The sequence below is a fragment of the Guyparkeria sp. WRN-7 genome, assembly GCF_001641825.1.
Lineage (GTDB): Bacteria > Pseudomonadota > Gammaproteobacteria > Halothiobacillales > Halothiobacillaceae > Guyparkeria.
Genome location: NZ_LRFH01000014.1, coordinates 248435 through 265125, shown reverse-complemented (window position 1 = coordinate 265125; position 16691 = coordinate 248435). Strand labels below are relative to the sequence as shown.

The 16691-nt window shown below is 67.8% G+C and carries 16 protein-coding genes; 1 reads left to right on the top strand and 15 read right to left on the bottom strand.

The genetic code is table 11. From position 1 onward, the window contains the following. Window positions 1-22: 22 nt before the first annotated feature. The 9 genes from hisS to AWR35_RS05785 all read right to left on the bottom strand — a co-directional run bounded on the left by hisS (window position 23) and on the right by AWR35_RS05785 (window position 8253). Window positions 23-1270 carry a histidine--tRNA ligase gene (gene hisS, locus AWR35_RS05825; protein ID WP_058575254.1) on the bottom strand — a complete coding sequence of 416 codons (1248 nt, stop codon included), beginning with the start codon at window positions 1268-1270 and terminating at the stop codon, window positions 23-25. A gap of 16 nt (window positions 1271-1286) precedes the next feature. After that, window positions 1287-2408, bottom strand: coding sequence for a flavodoxin-dependent (E)-4-hydroxy-3-methylbut-2-enyl-diphosphate synthase (gene ispG / locus AWR35_RS05820; protein ID WP_058575008.1), 1122 nt, complete (start codon window positions 2406-2408; stop codon window positions 1287-1289). Then, entirely contained in the window at window positions 2405-3418 is a 1014-nt protein-coding gene (locus AWR35_RS05815) for a helix-turn-helix domain-containing protein (protein WP_058575007.1), read from the bottom strand. Before AWR35_RS05815 ends, ispG begins: the two co-directional genes overlap by 4 nt. After that, window positions 3415-4194, bottom strand: a complete 780-nt coding sequence (pilW, locus tag AWR35_RS05810; RefSeq protein WP_058575006.1) for a type IV pilus biogenesis/stability protein PilW — start codon at window positions 4192-4194, stop codon at window positions 3415-3417. Before pilW ends, AWR35_RS05815 begins: the two co-directional genes overlap by 4 nt. Then, the gene (gene rlmN / locus AWR35_RS05805; protein WP_058575005.1) at window positions 4191-5321 is read right to left on the bottom strand and encodes a 23S rRNA (adenine(2503)-C(2))-methyltransferase RlmN; all 1131 of its coding nucleotides are present in this window, start codon (window positions 5319-5321) and stop codon (window positions 4191-4193) included. Before rlmN ends, pilW begins: the two co-directional genes overlap by 4 nt. Before the next feature lie 42 nt (window positions 5322-5363). Beyond that, a complete protein-coding gene (gene ndk / locus AWR35_RS05800) occupies window positions 5364-5789 on the bottom strand; it encodes a nucleoside-diphosphate kinase (protein WP_058575004.1) in 426 nt (141 codons plus the stop codon). 199 nt (window positions 5790-5988) lie between these two features. After that, a complete protein-coding gene (locus tag AWR35_RS05795) occupies window positions 5989-6489 on the bottom strand; it encodes an Rrf2 family transcriptional regulator (protein ID WP_058575003.1) in 501 nt (166 codons plus the stop codon). A 126-nt stretch (window positions 6490-6615) separates the two neighbouring features. After that, on the bottom strand, window positions 6616-7428 hold the full coding sequence (cysE, locus tag AWR35_RS05790; protein WP_058575002.1) for a serine O-acetyltransferase: 813 nt from the start codon (window positions 7426-7428) through the stop codon (window positions 6616-6618). A 21-nt stretch (window positions 7429-7449) separates the two neighbouring features. Further along, entirely contained in the window at window positions 7450-8253 is an 804-nt protein-coding gene (locus AWR35_RS05785) for an RNA methyltransferase (RefSeq protein ID WP_058575001.1), read from the bottom strand. 155 nt (window positions 8254-8408) lie between these two features. Between AWR35_RS05785 and AWR35_RS05780 the strand changes: the two genes are divergently transcribed. Next, a complete protein-coding gene (locus AWR35_RS05780) occupies window positions 8409-9230 on the top strand; it encodes an inositol monophosphatase family protein (RefSeq protein ID WP_058575000.1) in 822 nt (273 codons plus the stop codon). Between the two features lie 71 nt (window positions 9231-9301). On the opposite strand, the gene secF is transcribed toward AWR35_RS05780, so the two are convergent. The 6 genes from secF to AWR35_RS10760 form a co-directional block, all read right to left on the bottom strand. Further along, window positions 9302-10243 (bottom strand): protein translocase subunit SecF, encoded by a 942-nt coding sequence (gene secF / locus AWR35_RS05775; protein ID WP_058574999.1) that lies wholly within the window; start codon window positions 10241-10243, stop codon window positions 9302-9304. 40 nt (window positions 10244-10283) lie between these two features. Next, complete coding sequence (gene secD / locus AWR35_RS05770; protein ID WP_058574998.1) at window positions 10284-12146, bottom strand: protein translocase subunit SecD; 1863 nt, start codon at window positions 12144-12146, stop codon at window positions 10284-10286. A gap of 123 nt (window positions 12147-12269) precedes the next feature. Continuing rightward, window positions 12270-12611, bottom strand: coding sequence for a preprotein translocase subunit YajC (gene yajC / locus AWR35_RS05765; protein ID WP_058574997.1), 342 nt, complete (start codon window positions 12609-12611; stop codon window positions 12270-12272). A 100-nt stretch (window positions 12612-12711) separates the two neighbouring features. Beyond that, window positions 12712-13857 (bottom strand): tRNA guanosine(34) transglycosylase Tgt, encoded by a 1146-nt coding sequence (gene tgt / locus AWR35_RS05760; RefSeq protein WP_058574996.1) that lies wholly within the window; start codon window positions 13855-13857, stop codon window positions 12712-12714. Further along, window positions 13854-14933 (bottom strand): tRNA preQ1(34) S-adenosylmethionine ribosyltransferase-isomerase QueA, encoded by a 1080-nt coding sequence (gene queA, locus AWR35_RS05755; protein WP_058574995.1) that lies wholly within the window; start codon window positions 14931-14933, stop codon window positions 13854-13856. The genes tgt and queA overlap by 4 nt, the downstream gene beginning before the upstream one ends. Window positions 14934-15748: 815 nt before the next feature. After that, the gene (locus AWR35_RS10760) at window positions 15749-16567 is read right to left on the bottom strand and encodes an alpha/beta fold hydrolase (protein WP_058574994.1); all 819 of its coding nucleotides are present in this window, start codon (window positions 16565-16567) and stop codon (window positions 15749-15751) included. Window positions 16568-16691: the final 124 nt, after the last annotated feature.

Genomic DNA, 16691 nt, shown 5'->3' with positions numbered 1-16691 from the left:
CCGAAATGTGTCCAGATGTTCCTTACTTGGCGAGCAGCGAGTCGAGGGCGTCGGCGGCAACCGTCTGCTGCTCGCCATCACCGCGCAGCGGCTTGATCGATACCTGAGCGGCCGCCTCGTCCTCGACGATCACCGCGGTCTCGGCGCCGCTGCGATCGGCGCGCTTGAACTGCGCCTTGAGGCTGCCGCCGTCGAGATTACACTGCACCCGCCGGCCGGCCAAGGTGCGGCGCAGCCGGTCGGCCAGCCGCAGTGCCGCACCCAGACGGGAGGCGTCCGGCACGACCACGTAGATGTCCGCCCGACCTGCGTCCGCCGGCGTCTCGGCGAGTGAAAGCAGCCGCTCGAGGCCGATGGCGAAACCCGCCGCCGGCGTCGCCCGACCGCCGAGCTGCCCGACCAGCCCGTCGTAGCGTCCGCCCGCGCAGATGGTGCCCTGGGCGCCGAGCGACTCGGTGACCCACTCGAACACCAGCTTGTTGTAGTAGTCGAGACCGCGCACCAGCCGCGGGTTGACCCGGTACTCGATGCCCAGCGCATCGAGCAGCTCGCAGGTCTTGGCAAAGTCGGCCGCCGATTCCTCGTCGAGGTAGTCGGCCAGTTTCGGCGCGGCCTCGAGGATCGGCTGGATGTCCGGGTTCTTGCTGTCGAGCACCCGCAGCGGGTTCTCGTGCAGGCGACGACGCGCCTCCTCGTCGAGCTGGTCGGCGTGACCCTCGAGATACTCGATCAGCACCTCGCGGTGGCGGGCACGCGCCTCGGGCTGGCCCAGGGTGTTGATCTCCAGGCGCACGTCCTCGATGCCGAGACGCTGCCACAGCGAGGCGGCCATCTGGATCAGCTCGACCTCCAGCTCCGGCCCGGCCACGCCGAAGGTCTCGACGCCGAACTGGTGGAACTGCCGGTAGCGGCCCTTCTGCGGACGCTCGTGGCGGAACATCGGCCCGGTGTACCAGAGACGACGTTGCTGGTTGTGGATGATGCCGTGCTGCAGGCAGGCGCGCACGCAACCGGCCGTACCCTCGGGGCGCAGCGTGAGCGAATCGCCGTTGCGGTCCTCGAAGGTGTACATCTCCTTCTCGACGATGTCGGTCACCTCGCCGATCGAGCGGGCGAACAGCCCGGTATGCTCGACTACCGGCATGCGGATCTCTTCGTAGCCGTAAGCGGCGGCGGTGTCGCGCAGCGCCGACTCCAGGCGCTGCCAGGCGGGCGTGTCGTCGGGCAGCACGTCGTGCATGCCCCGGATGCTCTTGGGCGTCTTGCTCATCGTCGGGTTCGGAAGGTTATCGGTCGTCGTCGGAATCACGGGCCGCTTCGTGGGCAGCCTTGTCCCGGGCGACGCGCTCGCGGATGGTGTCTTCGATCTGGTCGACCAGCGCGTCCTCGGAGAGCTTGCGCGAGGGCTTGCCGTCGACATACAGGAGGTTGGGCTTGCCGCCGGTCAGGCCGATGGCCGCCTCGCGGGCCTCGCCGGGCCCGTTGACGACGCAGCCGATCACGGCCACGTCCATGGAGGTATCGATGTCCTCGATCCGCTCTTCCAGGGCGTTGACGGTCTTGATCACGTCGAATTCCTGGCGCGCGCAGGACGGGCAGGCGATCAGGTTCACCCCGCGGCTCCTGAGCTTGAGCGACTTGAGGATGTCCCAGCCGACCTTGACCTCTTCGACCGGGTCGGCGGCCAGCGAGACGCGCAGGGTATCGCCGATGCCCTCGGCCAGCAGCATGCCCAGTCCCACGGCCGACTTGACCGCCCCGGCACGCGGGCCGCCCGCCTCGGTGATCCCCAGGTGCAGCGGCTGCTCGATCTGGTCGGCCAGCTTGCGGTAGGCGCCCAGCGTCATCCAGACATCCGAGGCCTTCAGGGAGACCTTGAACTCGGGGTAGTCGAGCCGGTCGAGGATGTCGATGTGGCGCAGGGCCGACTCGACCAGCGCATCGGGGGTCGGCTCGCCGTACTTCTGCTGCAGGTCCTTCTCCAGCGAACCGGCATTGACACCGATCCGCAGCGGGATGCCGTGATCGCGCGCCGAATCGATCACCTGGCGGACGCGGTCCTCGCGACCGATGTTGCCCGGGTTGATGCGCAGGCAGTCGGCACCGAGGTCGGCCACCCGCAGGGCGATGCGGTAGTCGAAGTGGATGTCGGTGACCAGCGGTATCGACACCCGCTGCTTGATCTTGCCGAAGGCCTCGGCGGCGTCCATGTTGGGCACGGACACGCGCACGATGTCCGCGCCGGCGGCCGCGAGGCGCTCGATCTGGGCGACGGTCGCCTCGACGTCGCAGGTGTCGGTGTTGGTCATCGACTGGACGGCGATCGGCGCATCGCCGCCGACGCCCACGGATCCGACCTGGATGCGCCGCGAGAGGCGGCGCGTCACGGGAACCGGCTGAAAACTCATGTATTCCCCACTGTGGTTCGCAGCACCCCGGTGGCCTCGCTGGGTTCACCCAGCTCCACCGGCTCGCCCTGGTATTCCACTTCCAGCCCCTTGGGCTGACCGAGCACCAGCGAGAACGGTCCCTCGACGTCGGTGAACGACCGCTCTTCGCCGGCAGCGAGCACGTCGTACATCAGGCGCTCGCCCTTGCCGTCACGCACCTCGACCCAGCTGTCGGCCTCGGTGGCCCGCAGCACCAGCACCGGTGCCGCCGGCGCCGCTTCGGCCGGAGCCGGCTCGGGCTCCTCCGGGGCGGGCGCGCTTTCGATCGCGACCAGGCGTTGCTCGGGGAGACCGGCCGAGGTCATCTCGGCGGGCGCCTGCTCGGGCTCGGCACGCTCGACCACCGGCTCGGCCGGCGGCTTGGGCGGCTGTTCGAGTGCACCGTCGATCGGCGGACGCTCGGCACCCGCCGGATCGCCCTGTTTCGATTCGACACCCGGCTGGCCCTCGGCCTCGACCGGGACGCCGCGCAGCTCCGCCCACCAGGTGCGCAGCTGCTGGGTATCCAGCTTCGACAGGCCAACGGCCACCAGGGCGACCAGCAACAGGAGGATCAGCCAGCCGAACAGACGCCGGGCGGCCCCGCCGCGGCGGGGCTCCATCACATCCAGGGTCGGGTGGATACCGCCCTGGACCGCCTCGTTACCCGGCGCCTGCTGGGCGTTGTACTGGGCGACCAGCGCGTCGGCATCAAGGCCCAGTTGCGCGGCCCAGCTGCGCAGGTACGCCAGGATGTAGGGACGCCCCGGCACCGCATCGAGCTCGTCGCGCTCGATGTGCTCGATCACCTTCAGATCGAGGTTGAGCGGCTGGGCCAGATCGGCTGCGCTCAGGCCCGAGGCTTCGCGCGCTCGGCGGATGCGCTCGCCGACGGTCGGACCGGTCAGCTCCTCTCCCAGCGACCCGGTCTCGCCCGGCTCGCGTCCCTGTGCCGCAACGACCGGCTCCTGCCGCTCCTGTTCGCTCATCGACTGCCTCCCTGTTCGATTGCCTTGGCTTCCGGCGAGTCGGGGAATCGACCGCGCAGGATCAGGCGGTGGTTCTTCAGCGCCTGCTGGTCACCCGTTGCCTTGTCGATGGCGATGGCGACCGCCAGCGAGCCGGGCGTGTGCCGGTGACGCGATTCGTAACGGCGCATGACCTCGGCGGCCTCCTGGTGCGCGCCGGTCTGGTGGAGCGCGCGAGCCAACCCCAGCAGGGCCGCCGGGCTGCGTGCCCCCTTGTCCAGCGCACGGCGGAACTGGGCCAGCGCCTCGGTCGGCTTGCCGGCTTCCTGGTAGCAACGCCCGGAATTCACCAGCGCATACTCGGGCGTCTCGTAGAGCGGATCGCTGTAGGCGCGCTCGAACATCGCCTGCGCCTGCTCGTAGTCGCCCTGCGAACAGAGAAAGCCACCGTAGTTGTTGGCGAGATCCGAGTTGTCCCGATCCAGGCGAGCGGCGCGAGCGAAGGAGTCCCGGGCCTTCTCCTCTTCGCCCAGGCGCGCCATCAGCAAGGCATGCACGTGGTGCGCCGGGCCGTAGCCGTCATCGAAGGCAATCGCGCGACGCACCTTTTCCACGGCCACCTTGATCTGGCCTTCCTGCATGTAACCGCTTGCCAGCTCGGTGTTCACCTTGGCCGCCTCGCGATTCTGGCCGACGCTGCGCTCGATCGCGCCGTCACCGGCAGAGCCGCCGGTGGTCACGCAGCCGGTCAGTCCCAGCGCGGCGAGGGCGACCAGCAGGAGGCCGCGCCCGATCATCGGGTCACCTCGACGACGCCGCGATCCAGCCCCATCTTCGCCAGGCGATCCTGGCGACGGGAGCGGTCGGACACCTGCCCGGCCAGCTGACCGCAGGCGGCATCGATGTCGTCGCCGCGCGTCTTGCGGGCCACGGTGTTGATGCCGTTGTCCCGCAGCCGCTTGGCGAAGCGCATGATGCGGTTGCGCGACGAGCGCTCATAGCCGGAACCCTCGAAGGGGTTGAAGGGAATCAGGTTGACCTTGACCTCCTCCCGGCGCGGGCCGAGCAGGGCAACCATCTCGTCGGCATGCTCGAGGGTATCGTTCACGCCCTCGATCATCACGTACTCGTAGAGGATCGCGCCGTGCGGCACCACCTTGGCGTAGCGATCGCAGGCGGCCATCAGCTGGTCGAGCGGGTACTTCTCGTTGATCGGCACCAGCTCGTTGCGCAACTCGTCGTTGGGCGCATGCAGGGAGATCGCCAGCGAGATCGGCAGGCGCTCGCCCAGCCGGTCGATCGCCGGGACGATGCCGGAGGTCGAGATGGTCACCCGCCGCTTGGACAGGCCGTAGCCGTAGTCGTCGAGGAACAGCTCGGCGGCATCGACCACCGCCTGCTCGTTCAAGAGCGGCTCGCCCATGCCCATGAAGACGATGTTGCTGATCGCCTTGCCGGTCGGCAGGCGCTGCTCGATCAACCGTTCGGCCACCCACAGCTGGCCGACGATCTCGGCGGTCGACAGGTTGCGATTGAAGCCCTGCCGGCCGGTCGAGCAGAAGGTGCAGGTGAGCGAGCAGCCCACCTGCGAGGAAATACAGAGGGTCGCGCGGTCATCCTCGGGGATGTAGACCATCTCGACCGAGTTGCCGCTACCCGTGTCGAGGAGGAACTTGCGCGTTCCGTCCTCGGATTCCTGGTCGAGCACGACCTCGGGTGGCCGGATGCAGGCGATCTCCTTGAGCTTTTCGCGCAGGCTCTTGGCGAGATCGGTCATCGCGTCGAAGTCGTCGACCCGACGCTGATGCACCCACTTGAGCACCTGGTTGGCGCGGAAGGGCTTCTCGCCCATCTCCGCGAACCAGGCACGCAGGCGGCTGGGCGTCAGGCCCAGCAGATTGATGCGTTCGTCGGTCGAGGTCATTCAGGCCACCAGTCTAGTCGACCCGAAAAGGTGCCAGCGCGATCAGCGGCTGGTCAGCTCGTCGGGCTTGAAGAAGAATTCGATTTCGGTCTTGGCCGTCTCCGGGCTGTCGGAACCGTGCACGGCATTGGCGTCGATCGACTCGGCGAAGTCGGCGCGGATGGTGCCCGGCTCGGCTTCCTTCGGGTTGGTCGCGCCCATCAGGTCACGGTTCTTGGCGATGGCGTCCTCGCCCTCGAGCACCTGGACGAACACCGGGCCGGAGACCATGAAGCCGACCAGTTCGCCGAAGAACGGGCGCTCCTTGTGCACGGCGTAGAAGCCCTCGGCCTGCTCGCGGGTCAGCTGCATCATGCGCGCACCGACCACCGACAGACCGGCGTCCTCGAAGCGAGAAATGATCTGACCGATCACGTTCTTGGCGACGGCGTCGGGCTTGATGATCGAAAGGGTGCGTTCTACGGCCATAAGACTCTCTCCTGATCGGGCGGTTCAACCCGCCCCGGTGAAACGTAAAAAGAAACGAAAAAACAGAAAGCTGCCGCTCGTCCGGGAAAACTCCCCGACCAGCGGCCACAAAGCGCGATAGTTTAACGAGTCACCGGGAAACAATCCATGCGGAGACGTCAAGCGAGAGCGGGCCGCCCGAGAAACGGCGGCCGAATGATCAGGGCCCGACGCCCCGCATGCCGGCGGCGACGGCCTCGGAGCGCTCGTCGCGCGCGGCCTGGAGCTGACCATCCTGACGGGCGGAGACGTCGAGCACGTCGGGCTGCTCCACCAGGTCGGCAAGCGAGATCGACTCGAGGAATCCCCGGATCTGGGCCGAGAGCCCCATCCACAGGTCGTGCGCAAGGCACTTGCCGCCACCCTGGCAGTTGCCCTGGCCGCCGCAGCGGGTGACGTCGACCACCTCGTCGACCGCGTGGATGATCTCGGCGATATTGATGCGCGAAGGCTCGCGCGCCAGCTGGTAGCCGCCACCGGGGCCACGCACGCTGCTGACCAGCTGACCACGGCGCAGCTGGGCAAACAGCTGCTCGAGGTAGGAGAGCGACAGCGACTGGCGTTCGGCGATATCGGCCAGCGCCGTGGGTTGGCCGCGATCATGGATGGCCAGGTCCAGCATCGCCGTGACGGCGTATCGGCCCTTAGTCGTCAGCCTCATTAAACAACCTCCCGGCAGCCGCGCGGCGTGCTGCCCAACAGTCAATCCCGAGCAATCCTCTCGGGGAATAGCCCGCCCATCATAGTCGCGCAGGCCGGTGCTGTATACGGTTTCGATCGAGCGCTGTCAACGGCGCTCCGCATCCACCGGCTCTTCCGGCTCGGCCTGGCCGCAACCGGCCACGCCTTCCTCCTCGTCGAGATGGCAGCCGTCCAGGCTGGGGCGGCTAGGGCGCGAGACCTCGACGCCGAGCGACCGCAGCGCGTCGGCCATCTCGTCAAGCTGGCCATCGACCGTCTGGACGTGATCGAGCAGACGGTCGACGACGGTGGCGACCGGGTCGGGCATGTCGCGAGCGACCCCGTAGGCATCGAAGCCCAGCCGCTGCGCCACCCGGCGCTTGGTCTCGTTCTCCTCGGCACGCTGTTCGACCACGCGGGCGGGAATCCCCACCAGGGTCGCGCCGGCGGGGGCGTCCTTGAGGACCACCGCATTGGAGCCCACGCGCACGCCCTCGCCGAGCTCGATCGGGCCGAGGATCTTGGCACCGGCACCGACCACCACGCCATCACCGAGCGTCGGGTGGCGCTTGCCCTCGCGCCAGGTGGTGCCGCCGAGGGTCACGCCGTGATACAGCGTGCAGTCGTCGCCGATCTCGGCGGTCTCGCCGATCACGACGCCCATGCCGTGGTCGACGAAGAAGCGTCGACCGATGTGCGCTCCCGGATGGATCTCGATGCCGGTCAGCCAGCGGCTGACGTTCGAGATCAGCCGCGCCAGCAACCGCCAGTTACGCCGCCACAGGGCATGGGCGACACGATGCCACCAGACCGCGTGCAGGCCGGGATAGGTCAGGGCGATCTCCCAGCGGCTTCGCGCGGCCGGGTCGCGGTCGAACACGCTGTCGACGTCATCGAGAATCGTTTTCCACCAACCCATCGGCTCGCTCCAGAAAGTCTCTCACTCGTCCCGTTCGCGCGGCAGGCGCAACAGCGCGGTCAGCATGCCGTGCAGGATCTGCAATTCGTCGTGGCGTGGCTGGGCGCGATTGAGCAGCAGCCGCACCCGCTGCATCAGCCGGCGCGCATGCCGCTCGCGCTCCTCCCCCTCGCCCGGAAAGAAGGCACGCCCCTCGAGCGCCGTCTCGAGACGAGCGCAGAGTGTAGCAAGCTCGGCCTTGGTCACCGGTGGCTCGGCCGGTTCGAGACCGGCCGGCGCCTCGCCGGTCGCGTGGAACACCTCGTAGGCGACCAGCTGCACGGCCTGGGCGAGGTTGAGCACCGGGTAGTCCGGGTTGGCGTTGAGGGCGAGCAAGCGGTCGGCCACGTTCAGCTCCTCGTTGGTCAGTCCGGTGCGCTCGGCACCGAAGAGCACGCTGACCCGGTTGCCGGAACCCGCCGGGATGGCCGCCGCCTGACGCGTTATCTCACCGGCGGCCGCCCGTCCGTCGAGCAGCGGCAGGGTCAGGCTGCGCGAGCGGGCCGTGGTCGCCCACACGGCGACCGAGTCGGCCACCGCCTCGTCGACCGAATCGACCACCCGGGCCGCATCGAGGACATCGCTGGCATGCGTGGCCACCGCCCGCGCCTTGGCGTCGATCGTCGCCCTGGGCGCGACCAGCACCAGCCGCGACAGCCCCATCGTCTTCATCGCCCGGGCCGCCGCGCCGATGTTCTCGGCCATCGACGTCTGGCACAGGACGACCTCGATGCGATCAAGGGCGGAGGTCGGGGCGGCAGTGGGGGAAGGCGACATGGCTGACATGGGGGCGTTTACGCGTATAATTCCGGATCCGGGAAACGGGGCACGGCCGGACGCATCGGTCCGATCGACCGGCCCGGACGTGCCTGACGGCAGCGGCGAGACCGCCTGCCACGGCCCGTCATCCACCATTCGCTCGTCGAGCCGACCAGACCATTATGCCGCACCCCATGCTCAATATCGCCGTGCGCGCCGCTCGCGCCGCCGGCAGTGTCATCTCCCGCAGCCGGGATCGCGTCAACGATCTCACCATCGAGTCGAAAAAGCGCAACGACTTCGTCAGCGAGGTCGATCACCAGGCCGAAGCCGCGATCATCGACACGCTCAAGCGCGCCTACCCCGATCACGCCATCCTGGCCGAAGAGACCGGTGCGAGCGGGGAGGACAACGCCGAGTACCGCTGGATCGTCGACCCGCTCGACGGCACCACCAACTTCCTGCACGGCATCGGCCACTACGCGGTCTCGATCGCACTGGAGCGTCGCGGCCGGCTGGAACTCGGGGTGATCTACAACCCGGTCAACCAGGAGCTGTTCACCGCCGAGCGCGGCTCGGGCGCCTTCCTCGACAACCGCCGCATCCGCGTCTCGCCGCGCAAGGGGCTCGACGGCGCGCTGCTGGGCACCGGCATCCCGTTCCGCGACGACCAGAACCTCGACCGCTACGTCGCGACCCTCAAGGCGCTGCACGGCCCGATCGCCGGCATCCGCCGCCCGGGTTCGGCTGCGCTCGACCTGGCCTATGTGGCCGCCGGCCGCTTCGACGGCTTCTGGGAATTCGGCCTCAAGCCCTGGGACATGGCCGCCGGTGTGCTGTTGGTGCGCGAGGCCGGCGGCGTGGTCGTCGACCACCGCGGCAGCGACGAGTACCTGGCCAACGGCAACGTGATCTGCGCCAACCCCAAGCTGGCGCACGTGATGCTCCAGCGCATCAGCAAGGCCGATCAGGCCTACCAGTCGGTGTCCCGCCCGGAGGCGTAAGCCACGGCGACTGCCGGCAATGAAAAGCCCGCCGATCGGCGGGCTTTTTCGTGTCCGGTCGACAATGCCGGTCAGGAGGCGTTGTCCTCGACCTGCTTGGCCTTTTCCCGATCGTCGATCTTGAGCAGGTCCTGGCGCTTGAGCCCCATGTCCAGCGACAGGGCCGAGGCCACGTAGACCGAGGAGAAGGTACCGATCGCGATGCCCAGCAGCAGGGTCAGCGAGAAACCGTACAGCGCCTCGCCACCGAAGACGAACAGCGCCAGCGCGGTGAAGAAGGTGGTGCCGGAGGTGATCACCGTCCGCGACATGGTCTGGTTGACCGAGGCATTCATCACTTCCTGCTCGGTACCCTTGCGCATCTTCTGGAAGTTCTCGCGGATGCGGTCGAACACGACAATGGTGTCGTTGATCGAGTAGCCGGCGAGCGCCAGGAAGGCCGCCAGCACCGTCAGGTCGAAACGGATGCCCAGCAGGCTGACGATACCGAGAACCACCACCAGGTCGTGAGCCAGGGCGAGGATCGCCCCGCCGGCCAGGCGCAGCTGGAAGCGGAAACCGACGTAGACCAGGATGCCGGCGAGCACCACCAGCAGCGCCAGGCCGCCGGCATTGAACAGCTCCTTGCCCACGGCCGGGCCGACATACTCGACCCGACGCATGGTCACGTCCTCGGCCTCGGCCTGCAGGGCGGTGAGCACGGCGTCGGCGACGCGCGACTGGCTCTCGCCGCTCGGCGGCAGGCGCACCAGCACCGACTCGGAGGAACCGAACAGCTGTGCGACCGCCTGGTCGAAGCCGTGCTCGTCGAGCGTGTCGCGCACCGCCTCGATGTCGGCACCCTGCGGATAGCCCAGCTCGACGACCACGCCGCCGGTGAAGTCCAACCCCAGGTTCAGGCCCTTGGTCGCCAGCGAGCCGGCGGCCACCAGCAGCAGAAGCACCGACAGGACGTAGGCAATGAAGCGCTTGCCGAAGAAGTCGAAACGCGCGTTGGGCGGAAATACGTTCATGTTTTCACTCGTCTGATTCGAACGCCGGCACGGAGTCGGCTCAGATGGAAAGTCCCTTCAGGCGCGCCTGGCGGCCGTAGATCAGGTTGGCCAAGGCACGCGAGAGCATCACGGCGGTGAACATCGAGGCCAGGATGCCGATCGACAGCGTCACGGCGAAGCCCTTGATCGGGCCGGTGCCGAAGGCGAACAGCGCCAGTGCGGCAAGCAGCGTGGTGATGTTCGCGTCGAGGATGGTGGCGAACGCCCGCTCGTAGCCGGCCTTCATCGCCGCGTGCGGCGTCATGCCGTTCCTCAGCTCCTCGCGGATGCGCTCGAATATCAGCACGTTCGCATCCACCGCCATGCCCACGGTCAGCACGATCCCGGCGATGCCCGGCAGGGTGAGCGTGGCCTGCAGCATCGAGAGCACCGCGACGATCAGGATCAGGTTGGTCACCAGCGCGACCACGGCGATCACGCCGAAGACGCGGTAGTAGATCATCATGAAGATCGCGACCAGCACGAAGCCGAGGATGGCGGCGTTCACGCCCGCCTGGATGTTCTCGGCACCCAGGCTCGGGCCGACGGTGCGCTCCTCGACGATGTCCATCGGGGCGCGCAGGGCGCCGGCACGCAGCAGCAGCGCGAGGTTGCGCGCCTCTTCCGGCGAGTCGAGACCGGTGATCTGGAAGCGGTTGGCGAGCTGGTCGCGGATGGTGGCGACATTGATCACCTCCTCGACCCGGCGCTTCTCCTCGACCAGCTTGCCGTCGACGACCTTGCTGTCGGTGCGGTTCTCGATGAACACCACGCCCATCTGCTGGCCGATGTTGTCGCCGGTGATGTCGGCCATGCGACGCGCGCCCTGGCTGTCGAGATTGACGAACACCGCCGGCGAGCCGGAATCCTGGTCGAAACCGGAGGAGGCGCCGGTGACGCGATCACCCGTGACGATCACCTGGCGCTTGAGGAGTACCGGACCGCCGCCACGACGCTGGTAGAGACGCGCCTGCGGCGGCACGCTGCCGGAATCGTCGGCTTCCATCCAGTCGGTGGGGGTGCCGTGCACCAGGCGGAATTCCAGGGTCGCGGTCGCGCCGAGGATCTCCTTGGCGCGGACGGTGTCCTGGATGCCCGGCAGTTCGACCACGATGCGGTCCTCGCCCTGCTGCTGGATCAGCGGCTCGGCCACGCCCAGCTCGTTGACGCGGTTGCGCAGCGTGGTGATGTTCTGCTCGAGCGCGGCGCGACGCTCGGTGGTCACGCCCTCCTCGGTCATCTTGGCGACCAGGTACGGCTCGCCCTCGATCTCGCTCTCGTCGAACGTCAGGTCCTCGTAGTCGGCGGTGAGCTGCTCGATGGCCTGGTCACGGTCGGCGGCATCGCGGAAGCGCACCCGGATGCGCTGATCATCGCCCACCTCGGCCGAAACGTAGCGCAGCTTCGTCTGGCGCAGGTCGGCGCGCATGCCGTCGACGCGACGTTCCAGCGCGGTCTTGATTGCCGCATCCATGTCGACCTGCATCAGGAAGTGCACGCCGCCACGCAGATCGAGACCGAGGTACATCGGCAGGGCGCCGAGGTCGGTCAGCCAGTCGGGAGCCGCCGGCGCGAGGTTGAGCGCCACCGGGTAATCACCGCCCAGCGCCGCCCGGACCACGTCGACGGCCTCGAGCTGCTCGTCGGTCGACGGGAACCGGATCAGGGCCGACTCGTCCTGCGTCTCGCTGCGTGTGTAGTCGATGCCCGCGGCGCGCAGGGCGCTCTGGGCCTCGGCCAGCGCCGTCTGCTCGACGGCACCGTCACGCTTGGAGATCTGCAGGGCGGGCTCCTCGCCGAAGAAGTTGGGCAGGGCGTAGAACAGCCCCACCAGCACGACAACGACGACGATCAGATTCTTCCACAGGGGGTAGCGGTTCATCTTCTAGACCTTCGCGTGGAATGCACCCCGGGACGGGGCTCGATCCACCGACGACAATCCCTTGTCGGTGGACGGGAATGACAAAGGGCCCGCCGTGGCGAGCCCTGGTAACAACCGCGAGGATCAGGCCTCGCGAGCGTCCTTGATGGTGCCCTTGGGCATGACCGAGGCAATGGCGAAACGCTGCACCACGATGGTGGTGTTGTCCGCGACCTCGAGGACGACCAGCGTGTCGCCCAGATTGACCACACGGCCCAGCATGCCGCCGGTGGTCGCTACCTCGTCACCCTTCTCGATCGACTCGATCAGCTTCTTGTGCTCCTTCTGCCGCTTGATCTGCGGGCGGATGAGCAGGAAGTACATGACGGCGAAAATGAGCAGCAGCGGCAGGAAGGTGGCCAGCAGGCTGGGCTCGCCGGCACCGGCGCCCTGCGCCTGGGCCATGGCATCGCTGATAAAGAACATCGTGTTTGGTGCTCCCGATTGGATTCGTGCGTGGTGATTTAAAGCAGCCCCGGAGTATGCCACAAGCCCGGGGGATTGCATTGCCCGCTGGGCCGAGCCGTCAGGTCCCGCGGTCGCGATCGGCGTAGAAGCGCGCCCGGAAGGCCTCGAAGTCGTCGGCCTCGATTGCCGCGCGCATCTCCGCCATCAGCACCTGGTAGTAGTGCAGGTTGTGGATGGTGGCCAGCCGCGCGCCCAGCACCTCGCGGGTCTTGTGCAGGTGCTTGAGGTAGGCACGCGAGTAGTGACGACAGGTGTAGCAGTCGCAGTCTTCATCGAGCGGGCGCACGTCGGTCGCAAAGCGGGCGTTCTTCAGCCGCACGTCGCCATAGCGGGTGAACAGGTGGCCGTTGCGCGCGTTGCGGGTCGGCATGACGCAGTCGAACATGTCCACGCCGCGGGCGACCGACTCGACCAGATCCTCGGGCTTGCCCACGCCCATCAGGTAGCGCGGCCGCTCTGCGGGCAGTTCGGGCAGCGTGACCTCGAGCACCGCGTTGCGCTCCTCGAGCGGCTCGCCCACCGACAGCCCGCCGACGGCATAGCCGTCGAAACCCAGGTCGATCAGCCCGGCGGCCGATTCGCGCCGCAACGACTCGTGCATTCCGCCCTGGACGATGCCGAACAGGGCGCGATCCGAGCCCTCGGGTTTCAGCGCTTCGAACGCCTGCTTGGAGCGCTTCGCCCAGCGCAGCGACAGGCGCATCGAGGCGCCCGCGACCTCCGGCGTCGCCGGGTAGGGGGTGCACTCGTCGAAGATCATCTGGATGTCCGAACCGAGTTCGTGCTGCACCTGCATCGAGGACTCGGGGCTGAGCATCACCTGATCGCCGTTGACCGGCGAGGCGAAGCGCACACCCTCCTCCGTGATCTTGCGCATGTCGGCCAGCGAGAACACCTGGAAACCGCCCGAATCGGTCAGGATCGGCCGCTCCCAGTGCATGAAATCGTGCAGGTCGCCGTGCAGGCCGATGATCTCGGTGCCGGGGCGAAGCATCAGGTGGAAGGTGTTGCCGAGCACGATCTGCGCGCCCAGGTCGACCAGCTCCTCGGGCGTGACGGCCTTGACCGTGCCGTAGGTCCCCACCGGCATGAACGCGGGGGTATCGATCACCCCGCGTTCGAAGCGGACCTGGCCGCGGCGGGGACCGTCAACCCGTTCGCCGGCCGGCTTGGCCAGGGTGCAGTCGTGCAACTGGAACTTCATGCGTCGGTCTTCCGCTCGCCGGACGAATTGGCTTCGATGAACATGGCATCCCCGAAGGAGTAGAAGCGATAGCCCCGTGCGATCGCCTCGTGATAGGCGGCCAGCACCCGCTCGCGCCCGGCGAAGGCCGAGACCAGCATCAAGAGAGTCGAGCGCGGCAGGTGGAAATTGGTCAGCATCGCGTCGATCACGTGCAGGGGCACACCGGGATACAGGAACAGCTGGGTGTCACCGACGAACGCCCCGATCTCGCCCCGCGCGGCCCGCTCGGGATGGGCGCGGGCGGCGGTCTCGATCGCGCGCACGGCGGTGGTGCCGATGGCGATCACGCGCCCGCCGCGCCGCCGGGTTTCGGCAACCGCCTCGACCGTCGCCTCCGGCACTTCGGTCCACTCGCGGTGCATCTCGTGCCCTTCGATGGTCTCGCTGCGCACCGGCTGGAAGGTCCCCGCCCCGACGTGCAGGGTGACGAACGCCGTCTCCACGCCCCCGGCCTTGAGCTTCTCGAGCAGCGCCTCGGTCATGTGCAGGCCGGCGGTGGGCGCGGCGACGGCTCCGTCACGGCGGGCGAACACGGTCTGGTAGTCGTGACGATCCTGGTCGTCGTCGGGGCGCTCGATGTAGGTCGGCAGCGGCATGTGGCCGTGCGCTTCCAGCCAGCCGAGCAAGCCACCCGGCGTTTCCGAGTCGACCAGCCGCAGTTCGAACAGGGCCCCGTCGCGTCCGACCACCTCGAGCGTCGCACCGCCCTCCATCAGGAGCTGGGCGCCGATCTTGGGCGAGCGGCTGCTGCGCAGGTGGCACAGCGCCCGTTCGGCATCGAGCAGTCGTTCGAGCAGGAATTCCACCCGGCCGCCCGAGGCCTTGCGACCGAAGGCGCGCGCCGGGATCACGCGCGTGTCGTTCAGTATCAGGAGATCACCGGGCGCGATCAGGTCGGGAAGATCGGCGATATGGCGATGATCGAAAGGGCCGGTCGCCGGCAGCACCAGCAGGCGCGCGGATTCGCGCGGCTCGGCCGGACGAGCGGCAATCCGTTCCGGGGGCAGGTGGTAGTCGAAGGCGTCGAGCTTCATGGCCGGCGCAGTCTACCCCGCCACGCCGGGACAGGCCACTACCGGGCCGGCCGGCGACCGCACCCGGCCAGCGGACACGCAAAAAACACCCGATCTGATCCAGTCAGAGGGTGGTTTGCGAACAGCATTGCTGAAAAAAGGAGGAGGGCCTTCCTGGCCAAGAATCGATCCTGCCGTGAAGCCGGATCTCGCGCGGTTTCCCTGCGCGTAGGCTTGGGTCCCAATCCTTGGGTCCGGTGTGGCGAGTGCTTATCCCTAAGACAAGGGCAACTCCGTTGCCGGTCCTGTTGCTTCTTGCTTCTTGTCTCGCCGGTGACCGTTCCTGCGGTTGCTTGTTGTTGCCGGTGTCTACCACCGTTTTTTTTCGGCGATGCCTTCCTGCATCTGAGCGCGCGTCCCGCGCGGAATCGTCCCGTGCCATCCTTGGCAGCGTCCATCCTGGACGCTCGGCATGTCCCTGGTCGGGCCCGGCCTCCCTGCCGAACGCGCCGTTGCCTCCTGGCGACCCGCAAAAAACCTGGACTCTGTCCCGAGTGCCGGTTGTTTACGGTGCGCATCCTTAGACAAGCGCCTGGCGCGCGCCGGGCGAACCCGGCAACCCGTACTGGCAGATCCTCTGCCGGTGCTTCCTGCGCGAACGTCCTGTTCGCCGTACGATCCCTCGGCCGTCCTGGCCTGGTGGGCTTCCTGCCCGATGTGCATCCGAGCACGGGACACATATTGCGCCGTCGGGCGGCGGCTGGATAGACGAAATCGCCGAAAGTTTCGTAGGAATTTGCGATTTGTTTTGTAGGAATTTTCCTACAAACCGGCCGTCAGTCTTCGCGAGGCGCGGGGAATTCCTCGCAACCGCGGGCGAAGAAACGGGTCACGGCGTCGAGAAAGCCCTCGGTATCCTCGATGTGCGGCCAGTGGCGCGCCCGCTCGAGCGTGGCGATGCAGCTCTGCGGGAAATCCCGTCCGATCTGCGGCTCGTCGGCCGCCTCGATGTAGGCCGACTGCGCGCCGCGGATGAACAGCGTCGGGCCGAGATAGAAGCCCGACAGGGCCGGCATGTCCGAGGTCTGCTCGTAGGCGGCCTTCAGTTCCGGCAGGTTGAAGCGCCAGCGCCACTGCCCGTCGACCTGCTCGAGATTGGCGGCGAGGAAGGCGCGCACCTCCGGCTCGAACACATGGGCCGCCATCTGCTGGCGAGCCTGCTCGCGCGATTCCAGATTGGGCAGGTCGACCGCATCCAGGGCCTCGAAGACGTCCTGGTGCCAGGGCGGGTACCACTTCGGCGCGATGTCGACCACCGCCAGGCGCGCGACCCGCTCGGGGTGCCGGTCGGCGAGCACCATGCCGAGCTTGCCGCCCAGCGAGTGACCGATCAGATGGGCGCGCTCGATGCCGAGCCGGTCCATCAGGGCGAGGATGTCGCTGGTCATCGCCTCGTAGCCGAGTCCCGGTGCATGCGGGGAGCGGCCGTGGTTGCGCAGGTCGACGTTGACCACCCGGTAGTTCTCGCTCAGCGACTGGGCGACACCGCGCCAGTTGGAGAGCGAGCCGAACATGCCGTGCATGATGATCACCGGCAGCCCGCCGCCGCGCTCCTCGAAATGCAGGTCGACCGCCGCGTTTGCTTGCGTGTTCATGTAACTGGTTCCCTTGGAATGACGCTGGCCGGCCGGAGCCGGACCGCTTGCTGGGTCGTGAGATACTACCAAAGGGCAGCGATCCCACGCTCGACCCCAGCGCCGCCAACCGACCGACGAGCCC